Annotated in this window: 15 protein-coding genes; 11 read left to right on the top strand and 4 right to left on the bottom strand. The window is 74.1% G+C overall.

Annotated elements, in window-relative coordinates; genetic code table 11:
* Positions 1 to 85: 85 nt before the first annotated feature.
* Both ACZ55U_RS09205 and ACZ55U_RS09210 read right to left on the bottom strand, forming a co-directional pair.
* A complete protein-coding gene (locus tag ACZ55U_RS09205) occupies positions 86 to 607 on the bottom strand; it encodes a MarR family winged helix-turn-helix transcriptional regulator (protein WP_465524077.1) in 522 nt (173 codons plus the stop codon).
* Between the two features lie 57 nt (positions 608 to 664).
* Positions 665 to 1840: an FAD-dependent monooxygenase gene (locus tag ACZ55U_RS09210; RefSeq protein WP_465524079.1), complete on the bottom strand. Its 1176-nt coding sequence runs from the start codon at positions 1838 to 1840 to the stop codon at positions 665 to 667.
* A gap of 150 nt (positions 1841 to 1990) precedes the next feature.
* Here ACZ55U_RS09210 and ACZ55U_RS09215 point away from each other — a divergent pair, with 150 nt between their 5' ends.
* The 3 genes from ACZ55U_RS09215 to ACZ55U_RS09225 all read left to right on the top strand — a co-directional run bounded on the left by ACZ55U_RS09215 (position 1991) and on the right by ACZ55U_RS09225 (position 6478).
* Positions 1991 to 2596 (top strand): TetR/AcrR family transcriptional regulator, encoded by a 606-nt coding sequence (locus ACZ55U_RS09215; protein ID WP_465524081.1) that lies wholly within the window; start codon positions 1991 to 1993, stop codon positions 2594 to 2596.
* 297 nt (positions 2597 to 2893) lie between these two features.
* Positions 2894 to 4513, top strand: a complete 1620-nt coding sequence (locus tag ACZ55U_RS09220) for an alpha/beta hydrolase (protein ID WP_465524083.1) — start codon at positions 2894 to 2896, stop codon at positions 4511 to 4513.
* Positions 4514 to 4855: 342 nt separating this feature from the next.
* A complete protein-coding gene (locus tag ACZ55U_RS09225) occupies positions 4856 to 6478 on the top strand; it encodes an FAD-binding oxidoreductase (protein ID WP_465524085.1) in 1623 nt (540 codons plus the stop codon).
* 77 nt (positions 6479 to 6555) lie between these two features.
* Here the strand turns inward: ACZ55U_RS09225 and ACZ55U_RS09230 are convergent, their stop codons facing one another.
* A complete protein-coding gene (locus ACZ55U_RS09230; protein ID WP_465524087.1) occupies positions 6556 to 7284 on the bottom strand; it encodes an ABC transporter ATP-binding protein in 729 nt (242 codons plus the stop codon).
* A 413-nt stretch (positions 7285 to 7697) separates the two neighbouring features.
* Here ACZ55U_RS09230 and ACZ55U_RS09235 point away from each other — a divergent pair, with 413 nt between their 5' ends.
* The 3 genes from ACZ55U_RS09235 (at position 7698) to ACZ55U_RS09245 (ending at position 15086) form a co-directional block, all read left to right on the top strand.
* On the top strand, positions 7698 to 11081 hold the full coding sequence (locus tag ACZ55U_RS09235) for an FtsX-like permease family protein (protein ID WP_465524089.1): 3384 nt from the start codon (positions 7698 to 7700) through the stop codon (positions 11079 to 11081).
* Positions 11078 to 13954, top strand: coding sequence for an ABC transporter permease family protein (locus ACZ55U_RS09240; protein WP_465524091.1), 2877 nt, complete (start codon positions 11078 to 11080; stop codon positions 13952 to 13954). Before ACZ55U_RS09235 ends, ACZ55U_RS09240 begins: the two co-directional genes overlap by 4 nt.
* A gap of 145 nt (positions 13955 to 14099) precedes the next feature.
* Positions 14100 to 15086: an ABC transporter ATP-binding protein gene (locus ACZ55U_RS09245; RefSeq protein ID WP_465524093.1), complete on the top strand. Its 987-nt coding sequence runs from the start codon at positions 14100 to 14102 to the stop codon at positions 15084 to 15086.
* Between the two features lie 54 nt (positions 15087 to 15140).
* On the opposite strand, the gene ACZ55U_RS09250 is transcribed toward ACZ55U_RS09245, so the two are convergent.
* Entirely contained in the window at positions 15141 to 15323 is a 183-nt protein-coding gene (locus tag ACZ55U_RS09250; protein ID WP_465524095.1) for a hypothetical protein, read from the bottom strand.
* Positions 15324 to 15651: 328 nt separating this feature from the next.
* On the opposite strand from ACZ55U_RS09250, the gene ACZ55U_RS09255 reads away from it, so the two are divergent.
* The 5 genes from ACZ55U_RS09255 to ACZ55U_RS09275 all read left to right on the top strand — a co-directional run bounded on the left by ACZ55U_RS09255 (position 15652) and on the right by ACZ55U_RS09275 (position 20693).
* Complete coding sequence (locus ACZ55U_RS09255) at positions 15652 to 16284, top strand: AAA family ATPase (RefSeq protein WP_465524097.1); 633 nt, start codon at positions 15652 to 15654, stop codon at positions 16282 to 16284.
* Between the two features lie 158 nt (positions 16285 to 16442).
* A complete protein-coding gene (locus ACZ55U_RS09260) occupies positions 16443 to 17195 on the top strand; it encodes a thioesterase II family protein (RefSeq protein ID WP_465524099.1) in 753 nt (250 codons plus the stop codon).
* 133 nt (positions 17196 to 17328) lie between these two features.
* The gene (locus ACZ55U_RS09265) at positions 17329 to 18567 is read left to right on the top strand and encodes a styrene monooxygenase/indole monooxygenase family protein (protein WP_465524101.1); all 1239 of its coding nucleotides are present in this window, start codon (positions 17329 to 17331) and stop codon (positions 18565 to 18567) included.
* A gap of 245 nt (positions 18568 to 18812) precedes the next feature.
* Positions 18813 to 19220 (top strand): archease, encoded by a 408-nt coding sequence (locus tag ACZ55U_RS09270; protein WP_465524103.1) that lies wholly within the window; start codon positions 18813 to 18815, stop codon positions 19218 to 19220.
* 45 nt (positions 19221 to 19265) lie between these two features.
* On the top strand, positions 19266 to 20693 hold the full coding sequence (locus tag ACZ55U_RS09275) for an RtcB family protein (RefSeq protein WP_465524105.1): 1428 nt from the start codon (positions 19266 to 19268) through the stop codon (positions 20691 to 20693).
* Positions 20694 to 20772 lie beyond the last annotated feature (79 nt).

Here is a 20772-nt window from a genome sequence, read left to right on the forward strand (position 1 = left end):
GGCTGAGGGGAGGCGGGCCGCCGGATGGCGGCCCGCCTGGGCGTGAGTCGGTTTCCTGGGTGCGAATCGCTCTTCGGGGCGTGGCTCAGTCCTCGGTGAGCGCGTCGATGCCGGCGACCAGCCGGGCCAGCAGGTCGAGGAAAGTGGTGCGCTCCTCGGTGGAGAGGCCTCCGACCAGGGCCTGCATCCGGGCGAAGTGCTCGGGTGCCAGTTCTCGGAGCCGGTCGGCGCCGCGCGCCGTGAGGATCACCACGTTGCCTCGGCCGTCCTCGGCGGACCGTCGGCGGGCCACCAGGCCCTCCCGTTCAAGTCCGTCGACCAGGCCGGTCACGGTCGCCCGGGAGACGCCGAGACTTGCCGCGAGCTGGGAGGGCGACTTCTCGCCGCCGTGGTCCTCCAGGTCCGCCAGCAGGCGGTAGCGGCCGGTGGAGAGGCCGAAGCGGCCGAAGTGCACCTCGCCGGCCTGGCCGAGCCGGGCCGCTGCCGCCATCAGGTGGGCCGCGACCAGGACCGCCTGCGGATCGGCCGTGAGGCCGTAGCGGGCGATCTGGCGGCGGGCCTGTTCGAGGCTGGGGGCAGTGGGGCCGTTCTCGGAGTCCTGGGGCACGAGAGGTAATATGGCTCCTCATCAGATTGCCGGTCAAGTGTTCGCGTCGGATCTTGCCTAGGCGGCACGGGGAGCGATCGCGGGCGGGGTCCAGTCGGCGTGGCGGAGGACGGTGCGGACCATCGCGCCGGGCGGGGTGAGCCGGATCGCGGCGTTGCGCAGGCCGACCGCCAGAGGGTGGGCGAGCTGCTGGCCCATCCGGCCGGCTCGGCGGGCGTCGCGGGCCACGGTCTGGCTGCGCGGGCGGCGGGCCGAGTCGTAGTGGGCGAGCGCGCCCTCGACCGTCCGGGCCTCGGCGAGTGCCGCCGCCAGGGTCACCGCGTCCTCCAGGGCCTGGCAGGCGCCCTGGCCGAGGTGGGGCGTCATCGCGTGTGCCGCGTCGCCGAGCAGTGCGACCCGGCCCGAGACGTAGGACGGCAGCGGGGTGACCAGCTCGTTGACGTCGTGGTGCAGCACCGCCTCCGGCCGGGTCGCGGCCAGTAGCGAGGGGATCGGCTCGTGCCAGCGCGCGAAGCGACGGCGGACCTCGGTCAGCGGGTCCCGGTAGCGGACCCCGGCCGGGGCGTTGAGGACCGCGTGCCACTCGGCGGTGCCGTCCGGGAAGGCGATGTGGCCGAACTCGGCGCCGTGGCCCCAGGTCAGCTCGAAATCGGCCTTCAGTCCGTCGATCGGGCGCTCGGTGATCGCCCGCAGCACCGTCGAGCCGCTGTAGACCGGCCCGGGGTGGGTGGGGAAGAGGCGGCGCCGGACGCGGCTGTTGATCCCGTCGGCGGCCACCAGGAGATCGGCCTCCAGGGCGGTGTCGCCGAAGCCCACCCGGACCCGGAACGGCTGGGTGGTGTCCACCTCGGTCACCTCGGCGCCGATGACGAGGGATTCGGCGGGCAGCGCCTCGCGCAGGATGCGGTGCAGGGCCGCGCGGGGGATACCGACGATCGGGGCGCCCAGCTCGCGCTCCAGCGCCGCCCCGTCCATCGCGGCGAGCCGACGGCCGTCCGGCGTCCGGGTGCCGCCGGTGTACTGGCGGCGTGCGGCCGCCTCGATCGCCTCGCCGACCCCCAGAGCGGCGAGCGCGCGCATCCCGTTGGCGGCCAGTGAGATGCCGGCTCCCGCGTCGTCCAGGACGGCCGCCCGCTCGACGACGGTCACGTCCCAACCCGCCAGCCGGAGTCCGATCGCGGCCGCCAGCCCGCCGATGCCGCCCCCGACCACCACCGCGCTGTTGCTGCTCATGCCCGGTCCTTCCCGTGTTGCCGCGCTGTTTTCTACAGCTGTAGAAGGAGCGTACTACGGCATGCTCCGGGGGCGGACGGGGTGGGGGTGGACGTCTGCCGAGGTGGTGGGGCGACGCCCGGAGTGCGGTGCTGCCGGTAGAAAGGGGGGATGCGGCGAAACGAGGACCAGAAGCGCGACGATGCGGGGCGGCCGGACCGGCGGACGGTGTTGGCGGACGCCGCCATCGGGGTGTTGGCCGACCTCGGAGTGCGCGGACTGACCCACCGGGCGGTCGACGCGGCGGCCGGGCTGCCGCTCGGGACCACCTCCGCCTACCTGCGGACCAGGCAGGCGCTGCTCACCGCGCTGGTGCGGCGGCTGGTGGAGCTGGACCAGGGCGAACTGCACACCATGGGGGAGCGGGTCTCGATCCGTTCGGCGGAGGAACTGGCGGACGGGATCGTCGAGTTGATGCGCCGCCGACTGTCCGGCGAGGGGCGCCGACGGTCGCTCGCCCGGTACGCCTGCGCGGTGGAGAGCGTGCGTGACCCCGAGCTGCGCGAGATCCTCGTGCCGCGCGAGAACGCGGGCCGGGCCGCCGTCCGGGCGTTCCTCGCCGCGCGGGGCGTGCCGGACCCGGACGGGCGGACCGCCACACTGCTGGCCTGTGTCGACGGCCTGGTCTTCGACCGGCTGGTGGGCGGGGGCGAGCCCGGGGCCGACGAGATCCAGGGGCTGGTGGCCGCAGCCCTGCGCGGAGCGGACGCCGGGTAGTCGGTCGGCGCGCGTCGCGACGGGCCCGGACCGCCCCGGCGATGCGGGGCGTTTCCCGGAGGCGGTGAGACGGGAAACCCGTGCCGCGGAACGGCATCACCGATCCGGGAGGAGGGGGATCGGCCGGCCGGGTCCGATGACCGAATGTCAGGTCAATCAACCGTCAAGTTGGTTCATTCACAGAATGTTTCACGGAGCCTTGTCTCTCGCGAGATCGAATTACGCCGCTCCCAGGTCTTCACAGGGAGATCTCAGACTGACAGGCTGGGGCCGCCCTTTCAGTACGGAGGAGGTTCCTTGTCCCGCATATCCACGCTGGCCGGAGCGGTCACCTGCGCGCTCGCCCTTGTCACCGGCACCGCCGTCGCCGCGTCGGCAGCGCCCTTCGACCAGACGCCGGGCCTGGCCGAGGCGAAGGTCGCCCCTGTTGCCTGGACGCCCTGCAACCCCGACCCGACCAAGCCGGATCCCGGCATCTATGACTGCGCCGTCTACCCCGTGCCGCTGGACTACGACAACCCGTCGGGCGACACGATCGGCATCGCCATGATGCGGCGGCGGGCGAGCGACCCGTCGAAGCGGATCGGCTCGCTGTTCCTCAACCCCGGTGGCCCGGGCGGCAGCGGATACCTGTGGGCGACGACCAACCGCTTCGGCACCGAGGTGCAGTCCAAGTTCGACCTGATCGGCTTCGACCCGCGCGGCGTGGCCCGCAGCAACCCGATCAAGTGCTTCAAGACCCAGGAGGAGGCCGACGCGGTCAACGACCGCATGGTCGGCGTGCCGGTCACCAAGGCCGAGATCAACGGGACGCTCGACGCGGACCAGGACTACACCGACGCGTGCAGCAAGAACGCCGGCCCGCTGATCGAGCACATGTCGACCATCAACGTGGTCCGCGACCTCGACCGGATGCGCCGCGCCGTCGGCGACTCGCAGCTCACCTTCGCCGGCTTCTCCTACGGCACCCTGATCGGTTCGACGTACGCCAACATGTACCCGAACAAGGTCCGCGCGATCATCGTCGACGGCAACGTCGACCCGAACCTGCGCCTGCACAACGGCATGGAGTACGACCGTCAGCGGGCGGGCGGCTTCGAGCTGGCCCTGGACGAGTTCCTGAAGCGCTGCCAGGCCGCCGGCGCCCCGCGCTGCGCCTTCGGCGAGGGCGACACCCGGGCCAAGTTCGACCAGCTCCGCGACCACCTGCGGACCAGCCCGATCACGCTGCCGAGCGGCGCCAAGGTGACCCTGAGCAGCTTCACCGGCGAGGTGGCCAGCGCCCTGTACTCGCAGGCCAAGCTGGCCCCGCTGGCCAAGTCGCTCCAGGCGACCTACCAGGTGTTCCAGCAGCCGAAGGCGACCAGCCTGCTGGCCCCGCAGGCGAACGTCTCGGACGAGGACGCCAACCTGCTCTCGGTGGACGTCCCCCGGGCGGCGCTGCGCGAGGCCCCGGTCGACTCCGAGTACAGCGCGGACGACTCCTACATGGCCGTCAACTGCCAGGACAAGCCGTACCCCTCCAACGACCGGCTGTTCGCGAACGCGGCCAAGGTCTGGGAGAAGGAGTCGCCGACCTTCGGCCGGTACCAGGCGTTCGACGCGCCGGCCTGCGCGAGCTGGCCGGCCCCGGCCCGGGACGCCGAGCGCTTCTCCGGCCCGTGGAACAAGAAGACCTCCAACACCGTGATGGTGATCGGCAACCTCTACGACCCGGCCACCCAGTACAAGTTCGCCCAGCGGATGCAGCAGGAGCTGGGCAACGCCGTGCTGGTCAGCGTGGACTCGATCGAGCACTGCGCGGTGGGTCGCAGCAAGGCGCTGAACGACCTGGTCACCCGCTACCTGGTGGACGGCACGGCGCCGAAGCCCGGCCAGCTGCTGAAGCCGGACGCGGAGATCTTCCCGGCGGTCTGACGGAACGGCCCCCGGCGGCCCCGGGGATGAGGTGACGGTCGTGGTGGTCGGGGGTGGAGCCGACCACCACGACCGTGTTTTTCGGGCGAACGCCAGGACGGCGCGGGAAATGCGGCAGCGGATCGTCATCGAACCCCCGTCATCGGCTTCCGGTGAGTCGTCGGCGACCATAGCCCTGGGCACTGACAACCGACTTCCGGCGGGAAGGTCAAGGTCAACTCGGGCACGAACCAGCTAAAATGACGTACTGTCACACTATTTTTAATCGATTTCCCCGGTCGGAAGTCCGTGTTAGCTTGCGGTCGCCAACTGCTCTCGAACCCGAGAAAGCGGGGACCGGTCATGCGGTTCGAATTCTCCCGACGGGGATTCCTCGGCGGTGCCGGCGCGGCTGCCGCCGGGATCACCGCCGGTGCCACGGGCGCGGCGGCGGCCGGGGGCTCGCACCGGGAGCCGCCGGCGGGGCGCTCGGTGTTGCCGGGCGATCCCCGCTACCAGACGCTCAGCCAGGGCTTCAACCAGCGCTGGAGCAGCAGCCCCGCCCGCATCCGCCTGGTGGGCAACGAGGCGGACGCGGTCGCCGAGTTGAACCGGGCGCTGGGCGACGGGCTCCGGCCGACGGTCCGCGGCGGCGGGCACTGCTACGAGGGTTTCGTCGACAACGACCGGGGCGTCATCCTCGACCTCGGCACGATGCGCGGTGTCACCGCCTCGACCGACAAGTTCGGCCGGCCGACGTACAGCGTCGAGGGCGGTGCGACCAACTGGGACGTCTACACCGCGCTGTTCCGCGAGTACGCCGTGACCCTGCCCGCCGGGTCCTGCTACTCGGTCGGTGCCGGCGGGCACGTCTGCGGCGGCGGGTACGGCCTGCTCTCCCGGCGGCACGGGCTCACCGTGGACCACCTCGTCCAGGTCGACGTGGTCACCGTCCGGGGCGGGACGGCGGTGGTGACGCGGGCGCACCGCGAGGACGCGGAGGGCTCGCCCGAGCAGGACCTCTTCTGGGCCCACACCGGCGGCGGTGGCGGGAACTTCGGGGTGGTGCTGCGGTACCACTTCGCACCGGACCTGCCCCAGCCGCCACCCCGGGTCTGGCTGAGCAGCGTGGCCTGGCCCTGGGCCGAACTGCTCGAACGGCCCGCCGACTTCGAGACCCTGGTGGGCAACTTCGGCGCCTTCATGGCCGAGCACAGCGGGCCCCGGGAACCGGTCTACCAGGGGCTGTTCGCCATCCTCAAGCTCACCCACCACTCGAACGGGAACGTCGTCCTGCTCAGTCAGTGGGACGGCGAGGACCCGGCGCCGCTCGACGCCTTCGTGGCGGCCGTCGAACACGGGGTGGCGACGCGTCCGGTGGTGCAGGGGCGGCCGGCCGGCGGACTGCTCCTGCCCTACCGGGAGAAGCGGCGCCAGATGCCCTGGTTCCAGGCGACCATGACGCTCAATCCCTCGGGGGACAACGAGCGGGGCAAGTACAAGTCGGCCTACCACCGGGAGCCGTTCACCTCCGCGCAGATCGCCTCCTTCTGGCGCTGGCTGGTGCGTGACGCGAAGGGGGCGGACCTCTCGAACACGCTGGTCCAGATCGACTCCTACGGCTGCCGGATCAACACGCGCCGGCCCGAGGAGACGGCCGTGCCGCAACGCGACTCGATCATGAAGTTGCAGTACCAGACGCACTGGACGGACCCGGCCGAGGACGACGAGCACCTGTCCTACCTGAGCGGGATGTACCGGGACGTCTACCGGGAGACCGAAGGTGTCCCGGAGGTCGACACCGCGACGGACGGCGCCTACGTCAACTACCCGGACACCGACCTGGGCACGGTCGACCAGCCCGCCCCGGCCTATCCGCGCCTCTACTACAAGGACAACTACCCGAGACTGCAACGCACCAAGGCCTACTGGGACGGGGAGGAGGTGTTCCACCACGCCCAGTCGATCACCCCGGCCGGGGCCTGAGGCGAAGCTCCGGCGGCTCGGAACCACCGGGGCGCGGGGCCCGCTCCACCACAGGGCCCGCGTTACGGCCCGCGCCGCTACGCGGCGCGCTCCGCCTCCTCCTCGATGATCCGGCCGTCACGGACCTCGATCACCCGGTCGGCGAGCCCCATCAGCGTCGGGTCGTGGGTGGCGACCAGCACCGTGACGCCCTCGCTGCGCACCACGGCCCGGAGCAGCTCCATGATCGAGCGGCCGGTCTCCGAGTCCAGCTGGCCGGTGGGCTCGTCGGCGATGATCAGGCTGGGTTCGTTGGCCAGCGCGCGGGCGATGGCGACGCGCTGCTGCTGGCCGCCGGAGAGTTCACCGGGGCGCTGGTTGGCGTGGTCGGCCAGGCCGACGAGGGCGAGCAGGGTGTGGGCGCGCTCCTCGCGTTCGGCGGCCGGGGCCCTGCGCAGCCGCATGGGCACGCCGACGTTCTCCGCGGCGGTGAGCATCGGGATCAGCCCGAAGGATTGGAACACGAAGCCGATCCGTTCCCGCCGCAGGGCGAGTCGCCCGTCCTCGTCCAGCCCGGCGAGGTCGACGCCGTCCAGCGCGATGGTGCCGCTGGTCGGGGTGTCCAGGCCTCCGACGAGGTTGAGCAGGGTGGTCTTGCCGGAGCCGGAGCGGCCCTTGAGCGCGGTGAGCTCGCCACGGCCCACGGTGAACGAGACGCCGCGCAGGGCGTGTACGGCCCGTTCGCCGGTGCCGAAGCTCCGGCGGAGGTCGGTCACGGCCACCATCGGCGGGGTGGTGGTTGCGGCGGCGGCCTGATGCTGCGTCATGCGGCGTCCCCCTGTGGACGTGGTCACCCGGTTTCTCCCGGGCCCATCCGGTTCTACGGATATGACTGCTCTGGTGGTTCACGTTCCCGGACGGGAATCCGTGAAGGCGGCGCCCCTGGTCAAAGGAGCACGTTAAAGCCGAAGTTGTGAAGTGTTCATGGCATTCAAGCGGGTCGTCCCCGGCGGAGATGCTATCAATGAAAGGAATTTGTTCACTGCTTACTTGATTCGCGCAAGTCCCTTCCGTTCCTGGATCGAATCTGACAGCATCGTCCGCTATCCGGCGACTGAGTGCCGGTGATCAATGCGCCGGTGTGCTCGCGATGTGTCCGTCTGTGGCCGATTTGTGCTCGGACTGGATCGGCGAGCGGGGCCGGGATGCAACCGGGGACCTGGTCCGGGGGAGGAACTTGATGCTCGGCTTCGTCATGCGCCGACTGCGCGGGCGAGTGCCGCTGGCTGCCGCTGTCCTGTTTGCGGTGCTGATCACCACGTCCGTGCTGACCGCCTTGGTGGCCTTCAACAGCAGTGTCGGCGAGGCCGGCCTGCGGCAGGCGCTCCAAGGGCCCGGGCACGCGCGGACCACGGTGGCGGTGACCGGTGAGCACGGACTCGGCCAGCGGACGAAGGACGAGGAGGCACTCGCCGCCTACCGGCAGCAGCTCTTCGGTGACCTGCCCGTGCACACCGACAGCCTGATGCGCAGCCGCTCCTACGGACTGCCGGGCTCCGAGGGCCCGGCCAACGGTAGTGCGGCCAACGGCAGTCCGGTGAGCGGCGGCCCGGAGACCGGCAGCGCCCCCGGCACCACGGGAACGGCGGCCCCGGCCACGACGCCCGCCCCGGCCACGCCGGGGGGCTCCGCCCCCGGCGCCCAGCTCGACCTGACGGTCCTCGCCGACCTCGACCGCAGCCGGGTCCAACTCCTCGCCGGCGCCTGGCCCGCAGCCGCCACCGGTCCGGTCCAGTCCGCCGCGCCGGAAGCCGCCGTCCCGCAGAGCCTGCTGCGCCGACTCGGCCTGACCGAGCAGGCCCTGCCCGCGGAGGTCCTGCTCTCCGACCGGATCGACGGCAAGCCGCTGACCGTCCGGATCACCGGCGTCTACCGGGCCACCGACCCGACCGCCTCGTACTGGCGGATCGACCCGGTCGGCGGCCACGAGATCGAGGTCCGCAGCTTCACCACCTTCGGCCCGATGATGGTCGACCAGAGCGCCTTCACCACGGCCGGCCTGGTCCAGAGCGGCCGGAGCTGGCTGCTGGACGCCGACTTCTCCGGCACCGACCGGGCCGCCACCCAGGCCATGGGCGACCGCGCCCAGCGCCTCGGCGAGGAACTGCGGTCCGGCGGATCGCTCGTCGCGAAGACCGAACTTCCGGACATCGTCCACGAGCTGTCCGACAGCATGGTGGTCGCCCGGTCCACCCTGCTGATCGGCGCCCTCCAGCTGGCCGTGCTCGCAGCGGCGGCCCTGCTGCTGGTGGTCCACCTGATCGCCGCACGGCAGGAGTCCGAGAACGAGATCCTCGCCGCGCGCGGCGCCTCCGCCCTCAAGCTCGGCTCCTTCACCGCCCTGGAGTCGCTGCTGCTGGCCCTGCCCGCGGCACTGTTCGCGCCACTGCTGACCCCGGTCCTGGTCCGCGCACTGGCCGGCCTCGGCGGTTCCCACCAGGTCACCCTGGACACCGGCATCAGCTGGTCGCTCTGGCCGGTGGCCGTGGTCTGCGCCTTCGCCTGCGTCCTCCTGGCCACCGTGCCCAGCGTGGTGCGCGGCGTCGGCGCCGCCCTGCGCCGCCGCGCCGGCCGACGCCAGGCCGTGGTCTCCGGCGTCGCCCGCAACGGTGGCGACCTCGCCGTGCTCGCGCTGGCCGCGCTCGCCTACCAGCAGCTCGACCAGTACGGGGGCGGGCTCTCCGCCGACTCCTCCGGGCGGCTCGACGTCGACCTGCTGCTGGTCGCCACCCCGACGCTCGCCCTGTGCGCGGGCACCCTGGTCGTCCTGCGCCTGCTGCCGTTCGTGGCCCGGCTCGGCGCCCGCGCCGCCGCCCGGGGCCGCGGCCTCGGCCCGGCCATGGTCGGCTGGCAGCTGGCCCGTCGGCCCGGTCGGGCCACCGGCCCGGTGCTGCTGCTCGTGATGGCCGTCGCCACCGGCGTCCTGGCGCTCGGTCAGCACGCCACCTGGACCTCCTCCCAGCGCGACCAGGCGGCCTTCGCCACGGCCGGCGGCCTGCGCATCTCCGGCTCGTCCAACGCGCCGATGGGCCAAGGCGGCCGCTACGGCGGCCTGCCCGGCGGCGACCGGCTGATCCCGGTGGTCCGCGACGAGCAGCCGCTCCAGGACGGCGGCAGCGGAGAGCTGCTGGCCGTGGACGCCGCCGCCTTCGCCGAGCGCGTCCCGGTCCGCGGCGACCTGCTCGACGGTCGCACCGCGGCGGAGGTCTTCGGCTCGCTCGCCACGACCCCCGGCGCCCAGTCCGGCATCCCGCTGCCCGGACACCCGCTGCGGATCGACGCCGACATCGCGGTGAACCAGCAGGAGGTCCTGAAGTCGCGGACCGGCTCGATCCACCCGGAGGTCCGGCTGCTGCTGCGCGACCGCTTCGGCCTCGTCCACAAGGTCCCGTTCGGCGAGCTCCCGCTGAACGGCCAGGTCCGCTCCTCGATCGCGCTCGGTGCGCTGGTCGACGCCCCGGTGGGCTCGGTCGCCGCCCCGCTGAGCGTGGTCGGTGCGACCGTCTCCTTCGGCGACCGCAGCGCGGGCGACGTCACCGTCCGGAACCTGGCCGTCTCCGAGACGGCCGACGGTCCGGCTGCCGCCGTCCCGGTGCCGGCCGGGGCCGGCTGGAGCCTCAAGGCCCCGACGAGTGGTGGTGCCAGGAACAGCACGCCGACGGTCTCGCTCGCCTCCGAGGCGGCAACGGCCGACGCGCTGTTCACGTTCCGCTACCAGTCCGCCAAGGGCCTCGGCAACACGGTGCGCGCGGTGCTGATCCCGGCCGGGGCGGCCACCCCGGCCACCGTCAGCGCCGTCGCCTCCCGCGACTACCTGAAGGCCGTCGGAGCCAAGGTCGGCGCCACCTTCCAGGTGCCGTTCAGCGGCATCGTCGTCCCGGTCAAGGTGACCGGCGAGGTCGAGGCCCTCCCGGTGGCCGGCCGCCGGGCGCTGGTGATGGACCTCGACTCGGTCGCCCGGGTGCTGATCGCCCAGGACCGCGACCTGCCCACCCGCACCGAGTGGTGGCTGCCCGCCGCCGGGCCGCACGACCGCGCCCCGGCCGAGGCCGCCGCCGCCCTGCGCGGCGCCCCCGGGAGCCAGAACCTCGCGCTCTACGAGGAGGTCGCCGACGGGCTCCTCGGCGACCCGGTCGGCGCCGCCCCGCAGAGCGCGCTGATGGCCATCGCGATCGTCACCGCCGTGCTCGCCGCGATCGGCTTCGCCGCCGCCGTGGCCGGCTCCGCCCACGAACGCTCCCGGGACTCCGCGCTGCTGCTCGCCCTGGGCGCACCGCGCAAGCAGGCCACCCGCACCGCCGCCGCCGAGAACGCGGTGCTGGTCGGACTCGGCGGGGTCGTCGGCCTCGCCCTCGGCGCCCTGCTCGTCCGGCTGATCGTGCCCTTCGTGGTGCTGACCCCGGCCGCCCGCCGTCCGGTACCCGAGGCGGTGGTCGAGCTGCCCTTCGGTCAGGCGCTGCTGTTCGCGGCCGCGATCGCCGTCATCCCGCTGCTGTCGGCCTTCCTCATCGGGCGCCGGCGCCGAGACCTGGCCGCCCGGCTGCGCCACGTGGAGGAGATGTGACCACCAAGGACGGCACCACCGTGCCCACCCCCGCACCGGCGCCCCCGCCTCCGCCCGCGCCACCGGCCGAGCCCGCGCAGGCGTCACCGGCCGGCCACCGCCCCGCGCCCTGGGTCCGCACCAGACTGCGCGCGACGCCGCTGGCCGCGCTGCTCACGGCCGCCCTCGCCCTTGTCACCGTCTTCCTGGCCGCGGCCTTCCCGCGCCTCGCGGACCGGGGCGCGGACAGCGCGCTCCAGGAGTTCGCCCGCAGCATGGGCGTCAACGTGACCAACCTGGAGGTCACCTCCGAGACGGCCCGCGACGAGAGCGCCGCCACCCTGGGCGACGTCCAGCAGAAGCTCGGTGGGCAGATCGGACAGCAGCTGCCGCTGGCCCGGTCCGGCCAGGAGTACGGCACCCGGGTGAAGACCGAGCGCCAGATGTTCAACCCCGGTTTCACCCGGCTCTCCGAACAGGCCTTCCCGACGCTCAGCCTGTTCTACCTGCACGGCCTGGCCGACCGGGTGACGCTGACCGCGGGCACCTGGCCGGGCGCCGCCGCCCCGGACAGCGGTCCGCTGCCGATCGTGCTGAGTCAGCAGGCCGCCGAGGCCATCAACATCAAGCTCGGCGACGTCATCGAGAGCGGTACCGACGGGCCCTTCCCGCTGCGCACCACCGTGGTCGGCCTGTACCGGGTCAACGATCCCCAGGACCCGGTCTGGGAGACCCTCGGCTGTCCCACCAGGGCCTGCCTGAGCCTCAAGCGCGAGGACGCGTGGTACCGGACCAGCGGCTTCGTCGACGGCGGCAGCCTGGCCGCGCTGGCCGCCTGGGGCTCGAAGGGCCAGAACTTCTGGCGGATGCCCATCGACCCCGGCTCGTTGCGAGCGGACCGGCTGGACGGGATCCGCGAAACCCTCGGCTCGTACACCTCCGGTCCCGGCCTGTCCAGCCTGGTCGGCACGACCCTCCGGGCCGATCTGCACGCCACCTCGCTGATGCCGGACGTCCTGAACCGGGCCGCCGAGCGCGACCGGGCCGCCGCCCCGCTGGGCGCCGTCGGTCCGGCCGGTGTGGCCGGCATCGCGGTCGTGGTGCTCTGCATGGCCGCGGCGCTCGGCACGGACCGGCGCACCGCCGAGATCCGGCTGCTCCAGGCCCGCGGCGGCTCGCGCGGCGGAGTGCTGCTGCGGCTGATCGGCGAGGGCGTGGTGACGGTCGTGCCGGCCGCCGTGCTCGGCACCGTCCTCGCGCTGGTCCTGCTGCCCACCCCGCGATGGAGCGGCTCGGTGCTGTCGGCGCTCGCCGTGACCCTGCTCGCGGTGCTGGCCTTCCCGCTGCGGGCCGCCCGGCTGTGGTCGCGCCCGCGGGCGGCGGGCGGCTGGCGCCGGGCGATCGGCGAACTCGCCGTGCTGGCCGTCACCGCCGCGGCCGTGGCCGAGGTCCGCCGGCGCGGCGTCGGTCACTCGGGCGGCGGCGTGGATCCGCTGCTGGTGGCCGCCCCGCTGCTGATCGCCGTCTGCGGTGGACTGCTGCTGGCGCGGATCGAGCCGGTCGTGGTCGGCTGGCTGGCCGCCCTCGCCGGGCGCGGCCGCGGCCTGGTCGGCTTCCTCGGCCTGGTCCGGGCCGCCCGCGACGACTCGGGCCGGCGCCGGCCCTCCGCACTGCCGCTGCTGGCCCTGCTGATCGCCGTCACGGTCACCGGTTTCGGCGCCACCGTGCTCGACACGGTGGACCACTCCCGGATGCGGGCGGCGCGCCTCGCCGTCGGCGGCGACGTGTCCATCAGCATCCCGGTCTACGCCACCTTGGCGGAGGACTTCACCAAGGCGGCCGGCGAGCTGCCCGGGGTCCGGGCCGCGACCGGCGCCTGGGTCGAGGACCGGGCCACCTTCATCGCCGGGGACCGGTCCACCACCGAGGCGATCCTGGTGGTGGTCGAGCCCGAGGCCTACGCGGAGATCTCCCGCACCGCCGGGGTCGGCGGCTTCGACCCGGCCAAGCTGGCGAGCGCCCCGGGCGGCCAGGACGCCCCGGTGCCCGCGCTGTTCAGTCAGGACCTGGCCGATCGCCTCGCCAAGGGCACACCGCAGGTGCGCACGCCCAGCGGCAGCTGGATGACGACCGGCGTCGCCGGAGTCGTCACCGCCACGCCCGCCCTGCCGGACCCCGGCAAGCCCTTCGTGGTGGTGCCGGCCGGCCCCGCCGCAGAGCACCTGCCCGAGCTCAAGCGGTCGACCAGGACGAACAAGTGGTTCGCGGTGGGCGACGTCGACCCGGACCGGGTGCGCGCCCTGCTGACGGAGCGCGGCCTCGGTGACCGCCAGCTGTCGGGCGTCGTCAAAATGGTCAACGACGAGGCCGCAGCGGCGGGCAAGGCGGGCTTCGGACTGCCCCCCGGCTACGCGGTGCACAGCAGCCGGGAGAAGTTCGCCGAACTCTCCGACGACCCGTTGCAGCGCGCCGCCGGGCGGCTGTTCTGGTACGCGGGCTTCGCCGCCGCCGGATTCGCCCTGCTCGCCGTGCTGCTGACGCTGGTGCGGGCCGCACCCAACCGCACCGCCGTGCTCGCCCGGCTGCGCACCATGGGCCTGCGGCCCCGGCAGGGGCTGGCGCTGGTCATCGCCGAGGCGCTGCCGCAGACCCTGGCGGCGGCCGTCGGCGGCGGCCTGGCCGCGGTGACGGCGGTGGTCCTGCTCGGGGGTGCCATCGACCTCTCGGCGCTGGTCGGCGCCCCGGTCGGCGAGACCCTGACGCCCGCGCTGATGCCGGTGCTGCTGCCCACCGTGGGCCTGGCCCTGGTGGTGTGCCTGGGCGTGGTCGCGGAGACGCTGGTCGCCGGCCGGCGCCAGATCGCGACCGAACTCCGAGCGGGGGAGCAGCAATGAGGCCTTGTACAGCGGGCGGCGCGCCGACGGGAGGGCCGCGGCCGACGGCGGCCGGCGGTGACCGGGACGTGACCGTGGCACGGGCCGTCGGGACAGTGGAGAGCGGTGCGATGACGCAGACAGTCGAGACAGGAGACGAGCGGTGATGAGCACCCCCCAGGAGCGGACGGTCACCGAGGCGCCCAGCCTCCAGGAGCTCCAGCAGCGGGCCCTGGCCGCCGCGTCGCCCAAGGCGTTCGGCGAGGGAGCGGCCATCGTGTGCGACCGGCTGGTCCGGATCTTCAGCGCGGAGGGGGTCGAGGTCCAGGCCCTCCAGGGACTGGAGCTGACCATCCAGCAGGGCGACCTGGTCGCCCTGGTCGGCGCCTCCGGCAGCGGCAAGTCCACCCTGCTCACCATCCTGGCCGGGCTGGACGTGCCGACCGCCGGCACCGCCACCGTGGCCGGCTGCGACCTGCTGGAGATGTCCGTCAAGGAGCGGCTGCGCTACCGGCGCGAGGTGGTCGGCTTCATCTGGCAGCAGACCGCCCGCAACCTGCTGCCCTTCCTCACCGCCGCCGAGAACATCGCGCTGCCGATGCAGCTGCGCGGCCGCCGCTCGGGCGCCGGCGGCGCCAAGCGGCAGACGGCCCGGGTGACCGAGCTGCTGGAGGCGCTGGGGATCGGCGAACTCGCCCACCGCAAGCCCAACGAGCTCTCCGGCGGCCAGCAGCAGCGGGTGGCGATCGCGGTGGCGATGGCCAACAACCCGCCGGTGCTGCTCGCCGACGAGCCCACCGGCGAGCTGGACTCGGAGACGGCCGGGAGCATCTTCGAGGCCTTCCGCACCGTCAACCGCGACCTGGGCGCCACCGTCGTGATCGTCACCCACGACCCGATGGTCGCGGGCGAGGTCCGCCGTACGGTCGCCATCCGGGACGGGCGGACCGCCAGCGAGGTGCTGCGCCGCACCGTGACGGACGAGCACGGCGAGGAGTCGGTGAACGAGCGCGAGTACGTGATGCTGGACCGCAGCGGCCGGGTGCAGTTGCCGGTCAAGTTCCTGGAGTCGCTCGGGATGGAGCACCGGGTGGCGGTCGACCTCGCGGCCGACCACATCGAGGTCCGGCCGGACGACCTCGCGGGGCACTGAGCCGGTCCGGTGGGGGCCGGCCGCGGTGTGGTGCTCCCGGGCGCCACTCCGCGGTCAGTTGTCGCCGCCCATCCGCTGGAAGAGCCCGCTGCCCTCGGCGTCCGTCCGCAGGTCGGGCGGCGCCTCCTGCGCGGCGCGCTCGCCGCGGGAGGTGGCGGTGCAGAGGGCGAAGACGATCAGGGCGCTGGCCGCGAGGGCGAGGATGCCCAGTGCGGTCAGGACGCGGAGCCAGGTCAAAGGAGTGCCTCCTGGGGGACGGCGCGGCCCGCACGGACGTGCGCGGCGCCGCCGGGGTGTATCGGCAGGTCGTGCCGCACGGTCGAGTGCCCACGGACGGTTCTTCCCGACGGGCGGCGCGCGAGAGGCCGCCCGCGTGGGCGCTCGAAGCACTTGTCGGGCGCGTCATGCCTTGTCGCGCGCCCCTGTGGTGGCGGAAGGCCGTCCGGTCCCGTCGCCCACCTGGGCCCCTCGGCGACGGTGGGAACGGGCACGGAGGAGGCGGGTGAGCCGTTGTCCGAGGTGGTCGTCAGGGTTTCCGATCGGACGTGAACGGGGGTTCGGGCTGGTGGACGGTGGGTCGGAGGCGGTGGTGACGCCGCACGGGGTGGTCGATCTTCGGGGCGAGGCCGGAGCGGGGTTCGTCACCGGCTACCCGGCCGACGCCGTCGTGGTGGTGTCGGGGCTGCCGGGAGCCGGGAAGAGCACCCTGCTGCGGCGCTGGTCCGCGGCGGCGCCCCGGGTGGTGGACCCGCGGACGGTGCACGAGGCCTGCGAGGCGGTGATGCCCGCCGCGCTGCCGTACGCGGTCTACCGGCCGTGGGCCCGGCTGGAGCACTTCCGGCTGCTGCGCTCCTCGGTGCGCGCCGGCGGTCCGCTGCTGGTGCACGACTGCGGCAGCCGTGCCTGGATGCGGCGCTGGCTGGCCCGGGAGGCGGGCCGAGCGGGCCGTGAACTGCACCTGGTGCTGCTGGACGTCGGCGCCGCGACCGCGCTGGACGGTCAGCGGGCCCGCGGCCGGCGCGCCTCCGCCCGGGTCTTCGCCCGTCACCGCCGCGGCCTGGAGCGGCTGTCGGCCGCGTTCACCCGCCACCTGCTGTCCGGCGGGCCGGAGCCCGTGCCGGAGGCCGCGTCCGTGCTGCTGCTCGACACCGTCTCCCGCTCCCGGGCGCAGGCGGTGCGGTTCGGGCCGGCGGGCTGACCCCGGGCGGGCCGCCCCCGCCGGGGGCCCACGGCCGGAGGAGCACGGGCGAGAACCGGCCGACCGAGCTCCATGATCGCCACAACGCCCGCGCGGCCGCCCCCGGCACTGCCAGACTGGTCCGGCACAGTCCGTCACGGAGAGAGGTCACACCCCGCATGCCCAGCAGCGCCGCCGTCGACAATCCGTGGTTCCGCCGGTTCAACCCGTCCGACTCCGCGCCCGCCCGGGTCGTGATCTTCCCGCACGCCGGAGGCTCGGCCAGCTACTACCTGGAGCACTCCAACGCACTGGCCCCGCACGCCGACGTGCTCGCCGTCCAGTACCCGGGCCGGCAGAACCGCATCGCGGAGCCGACGATCAACTCGGTGACCGGGCTCGCCGACGAGCTCTACCGGGAGCTGCGGGACTGGGCGGACCGGCCGTTCGTCTTCTTCGGGCACAGCATGGGCTCGGCCGTCGCCTTCGAGACCGCCCGGCGCTTCGAGCGCGACGGCGTGCGGGGGCCCGACCGGCTGTTCGTCTCGGCGGGCCGCGCCCCCTCGCTGGGTCGTGACGCCAAGGTCCACCAGCTGCCGGACGACGAACTGCTCGCCGAGATCGCCGCGCTCGGGGGCACGGACGAAAGGGTCTTCACCATCCCGGCCCTGCGTGAGCTGATCCTGCCGAGCCTGCGCGCCGACTACACCGCCATCGAGACCTACCGCTGCGCGCCGGACGCGACCGTGTCGCTGCCGATCACCGCCCTGGCGGGGGAGTCCGACACGCACGCCACCGTGGACCAGGTCGGCCAGTGGGAGCGGCACACCACCGGCTCCTTCGACCTGCGGGTCTTCCGGGGCGGCCACTTCTACCTGGCCGACCGGGCGGAGGCCGTGGCGGAGGTGATCTCCGCGCATCTGGGCAGCTGAGCCACGGGCGGGCGCCCCGGCCGGCGATCGCGCCGACCCCGGGGGCCGTCCGTCCGCGACCGGTGACCGGAGCACGCCCGTTCGGATACTGTGCCTGCTTGACGTGCCGTCAGCAGACCATCGGGAGGCAGTCGTGCGCCGGATCGCCGTCGTCGGAGCGGGCCAGGCCGGCCTCCAGCTCGCCCTCGGGCTGGTGGCGGACGGATACGAGGTGACGCTGGTCGCCGAACGCACCCCGGAGCAGCTGCGCGCCGGCCGGGTGATGTCCACCCAGGCGATGTTCGGTCCCGCGCTGCGGATCGAGGCGGCGGCCGGGCTGGACCTCTGGGCGCGGCAGGCGCCGGCCGTCTCCTCGGTGGCGGCGGTCCTCGCGGCGCCCCCGGGGGTGCGGGCGCTGGAGTACACCATGACGCTGGACGAGCCCGCCCAGTCGGTGGACCAGCGGCTCAAGCTGGCCGGCTGGCTGGAGCTGCTGGCCGAGCGCGGCGGCCGGATCGAGTACCGCACGCTGGATCCGGACGGGCTGCACGAGCTGGCCCGCCGGCACGAGCTGACCGTGGTCGCGGCCGGGCGCGGCGCGCTGGCCGGGATCTTCGAGCGCGATGCCGCCCGTTCGCCCTTCGACCGGCCGCAGCGGGCGCTGTCCTGCCTGTACGCGCACGGCGTCGGCTCGCCCGACCCGGCGGCGGAGCCGACGGCACGGATGAACGCCCTGCCGGGCCTCGGCGAGCTGTACCTGCAGCCGGCGCTCACCCTGTCCGGCCCGTGCGACATCCTGCTCTGGGAGGCGCTGCCCGGCGGCCCGCTGGACGCCTTCGGCGACGCCCCGCCGCCGGACGTCCAACTGGCGCGGATCCGCGAGCTGTTGGGCGAGTACCTGCCGTGGGAGGCGGAGCTCTGGACGGAGGCCGAGCCGACCGACGCCGGGGCCGGGCTGTTCGGCGCGGTCACCCCGGTGGTCCGGCGCCCGGTGGCGGAACTCGGCTCGGGCGTGGACGCCGTCCACGTACTGGGCATCGGCGACGCGGTGGTGGTGACCGACCCGATCACCGGACAGGGCGCCAACAACGCCGCCCGGGCGGCCGAGGCCTACCGCCGGGCCGTCGTGGAGCACGGCGAAGCCCCGTTCACGGCCGACTGGATGTGCCGCACCGCCGAGCGGTTCTGGCAGCAACAAGCGCGTCACAGCGTCGAGTTCACGGCCACGATGCTGACCGTTCCGGACCACCTCCAGGGGGTGTTCGCGGCCGCCGCCGCACACCCGGAGGTCGGCCGCCGGCTCGCCAACACCTACGCCGAGCCGAGCGAGCACGCGTCCTGGCTGGCCACCCCCGAACTGGCCGCCGCCTACCTGGACTCGGTCGGGGCCTGAGGAGCCGGAACCCCGAGGAGCCGGAACCCCGAGGAGCCGGAACCCGGAGCAAGCGGTGACCGGAGCAACCGGACCCAGCAGCAACCGGAACCCGAGCGCCCCCTCCGCGGCCGTCCCCACCCGTCCGCACTTGCCCCCGGGCGGTGCGCGGGACGACGCTGGAGGGAAGACGGCAACGGGTGCGGGAGGCGTCGCTCGTGGACGCACGCGAGCCCGCGGGGCGGTCCGGCCGTGGCCACCGGAGCGTGCCGCACACGGCCGACCTGCGGGTCGAAGCCTGGGCGCCGACGGCCGAGGGCTGCATCGGCGAGCTGGTGCACGCCGTCGTCGGCAGCTTCGCCGACCTCGCCGGCGCGCGGATCACCGGCGAGCGCGGCTGCACCGTCCTCGCGGTGAGCGACCCGGACCTGCTCGCCGGCGTCCTGGAGGAGGTCATCTACCGGATGGACGCCGACGGCGAACTGCCGGTCGCGGTGGCGATCGGCCCGATCGAGGGCCTGGACGGGGCCCGCCGGGTGACGGTCCGCTTCCGGATGGCCGACGCCGCCACCGCCGCGCTGGTCGGCGCCGTGCCGAAGGCCGTCGCCCTGCACGACCTGGACCTGAGTGCCGGGCCGGACGGCTGGACCTGCCGGGTCACGGTGGACGTCTGAGCGCGGCCCCGGGCACGGCGGACCCGTGGGAGCGAGGTGGCCGAGGTGGAGATCGCACTGGCCGAGGCGGGCCGGCACCGCTGGCGGATCGAGCCGCACCCACCGATGCGGGTGCCCGGCGTGGTGTTCGCCAGCGGCGCGCTGCTGCCGCAGGCCGCCGGGGACAGGGCACTGGAGCAGGTGGCGAACGTGGCGACGCTGCCCGGGATCGTCCGCGCCTCCTACGCGATGCCCGACGTGCACTGGGGCTACGGCTTCCCGATCGGCGGGGTCGCCGCCACCGACGTCGAGCGCGGCGGGGTCGTCTCGCCCGGCGGGGTGGGCTTCGACATCTCGTGCGGCGTCCGGCTGCTGGCCGCCGGTGTCAGCCGCGACGAACTCGACCCGGAACGGATCCGCCGCCTGATGGACCTGCTGGACCGCACGGTGCCGCGCGGCCTGGGCCGGGGCGGGCTGTGGCAGCTCTCCGGGCCGGGGGAGCTGGACGAGCTCCTGCTCGGCGGTGCCCGCTACGCCGTCGACCACGGCCACGGCGTGCCGCGCGACCTGGAACGCTGCGAGGACCGCGGGGTGCTGGCCGGCGCGGCCCCCGGAGAGGTGAGCACCCGGGCCGTCGAACGCGGACTTCAGCAGGTCGGCAGCCTCGGCTCGGCCAACCACTTCCTGGAGGTGCAGGCCGTCGACCGGGTGCCCGACGAGCGCACCGCCGCCGCCTTCGGACTGCGGCCCGGCCAGGTCTGCGTTATGATCCACTGCGGCTCACGCGGCCTCGGCCACCAGATCTGCACCGACCACGTCCGCGCCATGGACCGGGAGCTGCACCGCTACCGGATCGAGGTCCCCGACCGCCAGCTCGCCTGCACCCCGGTCGGCTCCCCGCGCGGCCGCGCCTACCTGGGCGCCATGACCGCCGCCGCCAACTACGGCCGGGCCAACCGCCAACTGCTCTCCGAGGCTGCCCGCCGCGCCTTCGCCACCGCGCTCGGCGTCGGGCTGGAACTGGTCTACGACGTCTCGCACAACCTCGCCAAGCTGGAGACCCACGAGGTGGACGGCGAGCCCCGCACCCTGTGCGTCCACCGCAAGGGCGCCACCCGGGCGCTGCCACCCGGTGACCCCGACCTCCCCGCCGATCTGGCGGAGGCCGGGCAGCCGGTGCTGGTGCCGGGCACCATGGGCACCGCCTCGTACGTCATGGTCGGCCTGCCCGGCAACGAGGCCTTCCACTCCGCCTGCCACGGCGCCGGGCGGGTGCTCAGCCGCCACCAGGCGCAGCGCACCGTGCGCGGCGAGCGGCTGAAGAGCGAGCTGGAGGCGCGGGGCGTCGCGGTGCGGCCGGCCTCCTGGCGGGCGCTGGCCGAGGAGACGCCCGAGGCGTACAAGGACGTGGACGCGGTCGCCGCCGTCACCGAGGCCGCCGGGCTCGCCCGGCAGGTCGCCCGGCTGGTGCCGCTGGGCGTGTGCAAGGGGTGAGCCGCCCGTCCGGTCCGGGCGCGTCCCTCGACCGGCCCGGCCGGGCGCGCTTGGATGTCGCACGCGCCCCCAGCCGGAG

Source organism: Kitasatospora sp. NPDC034533, from assembly GCF_055575155.1.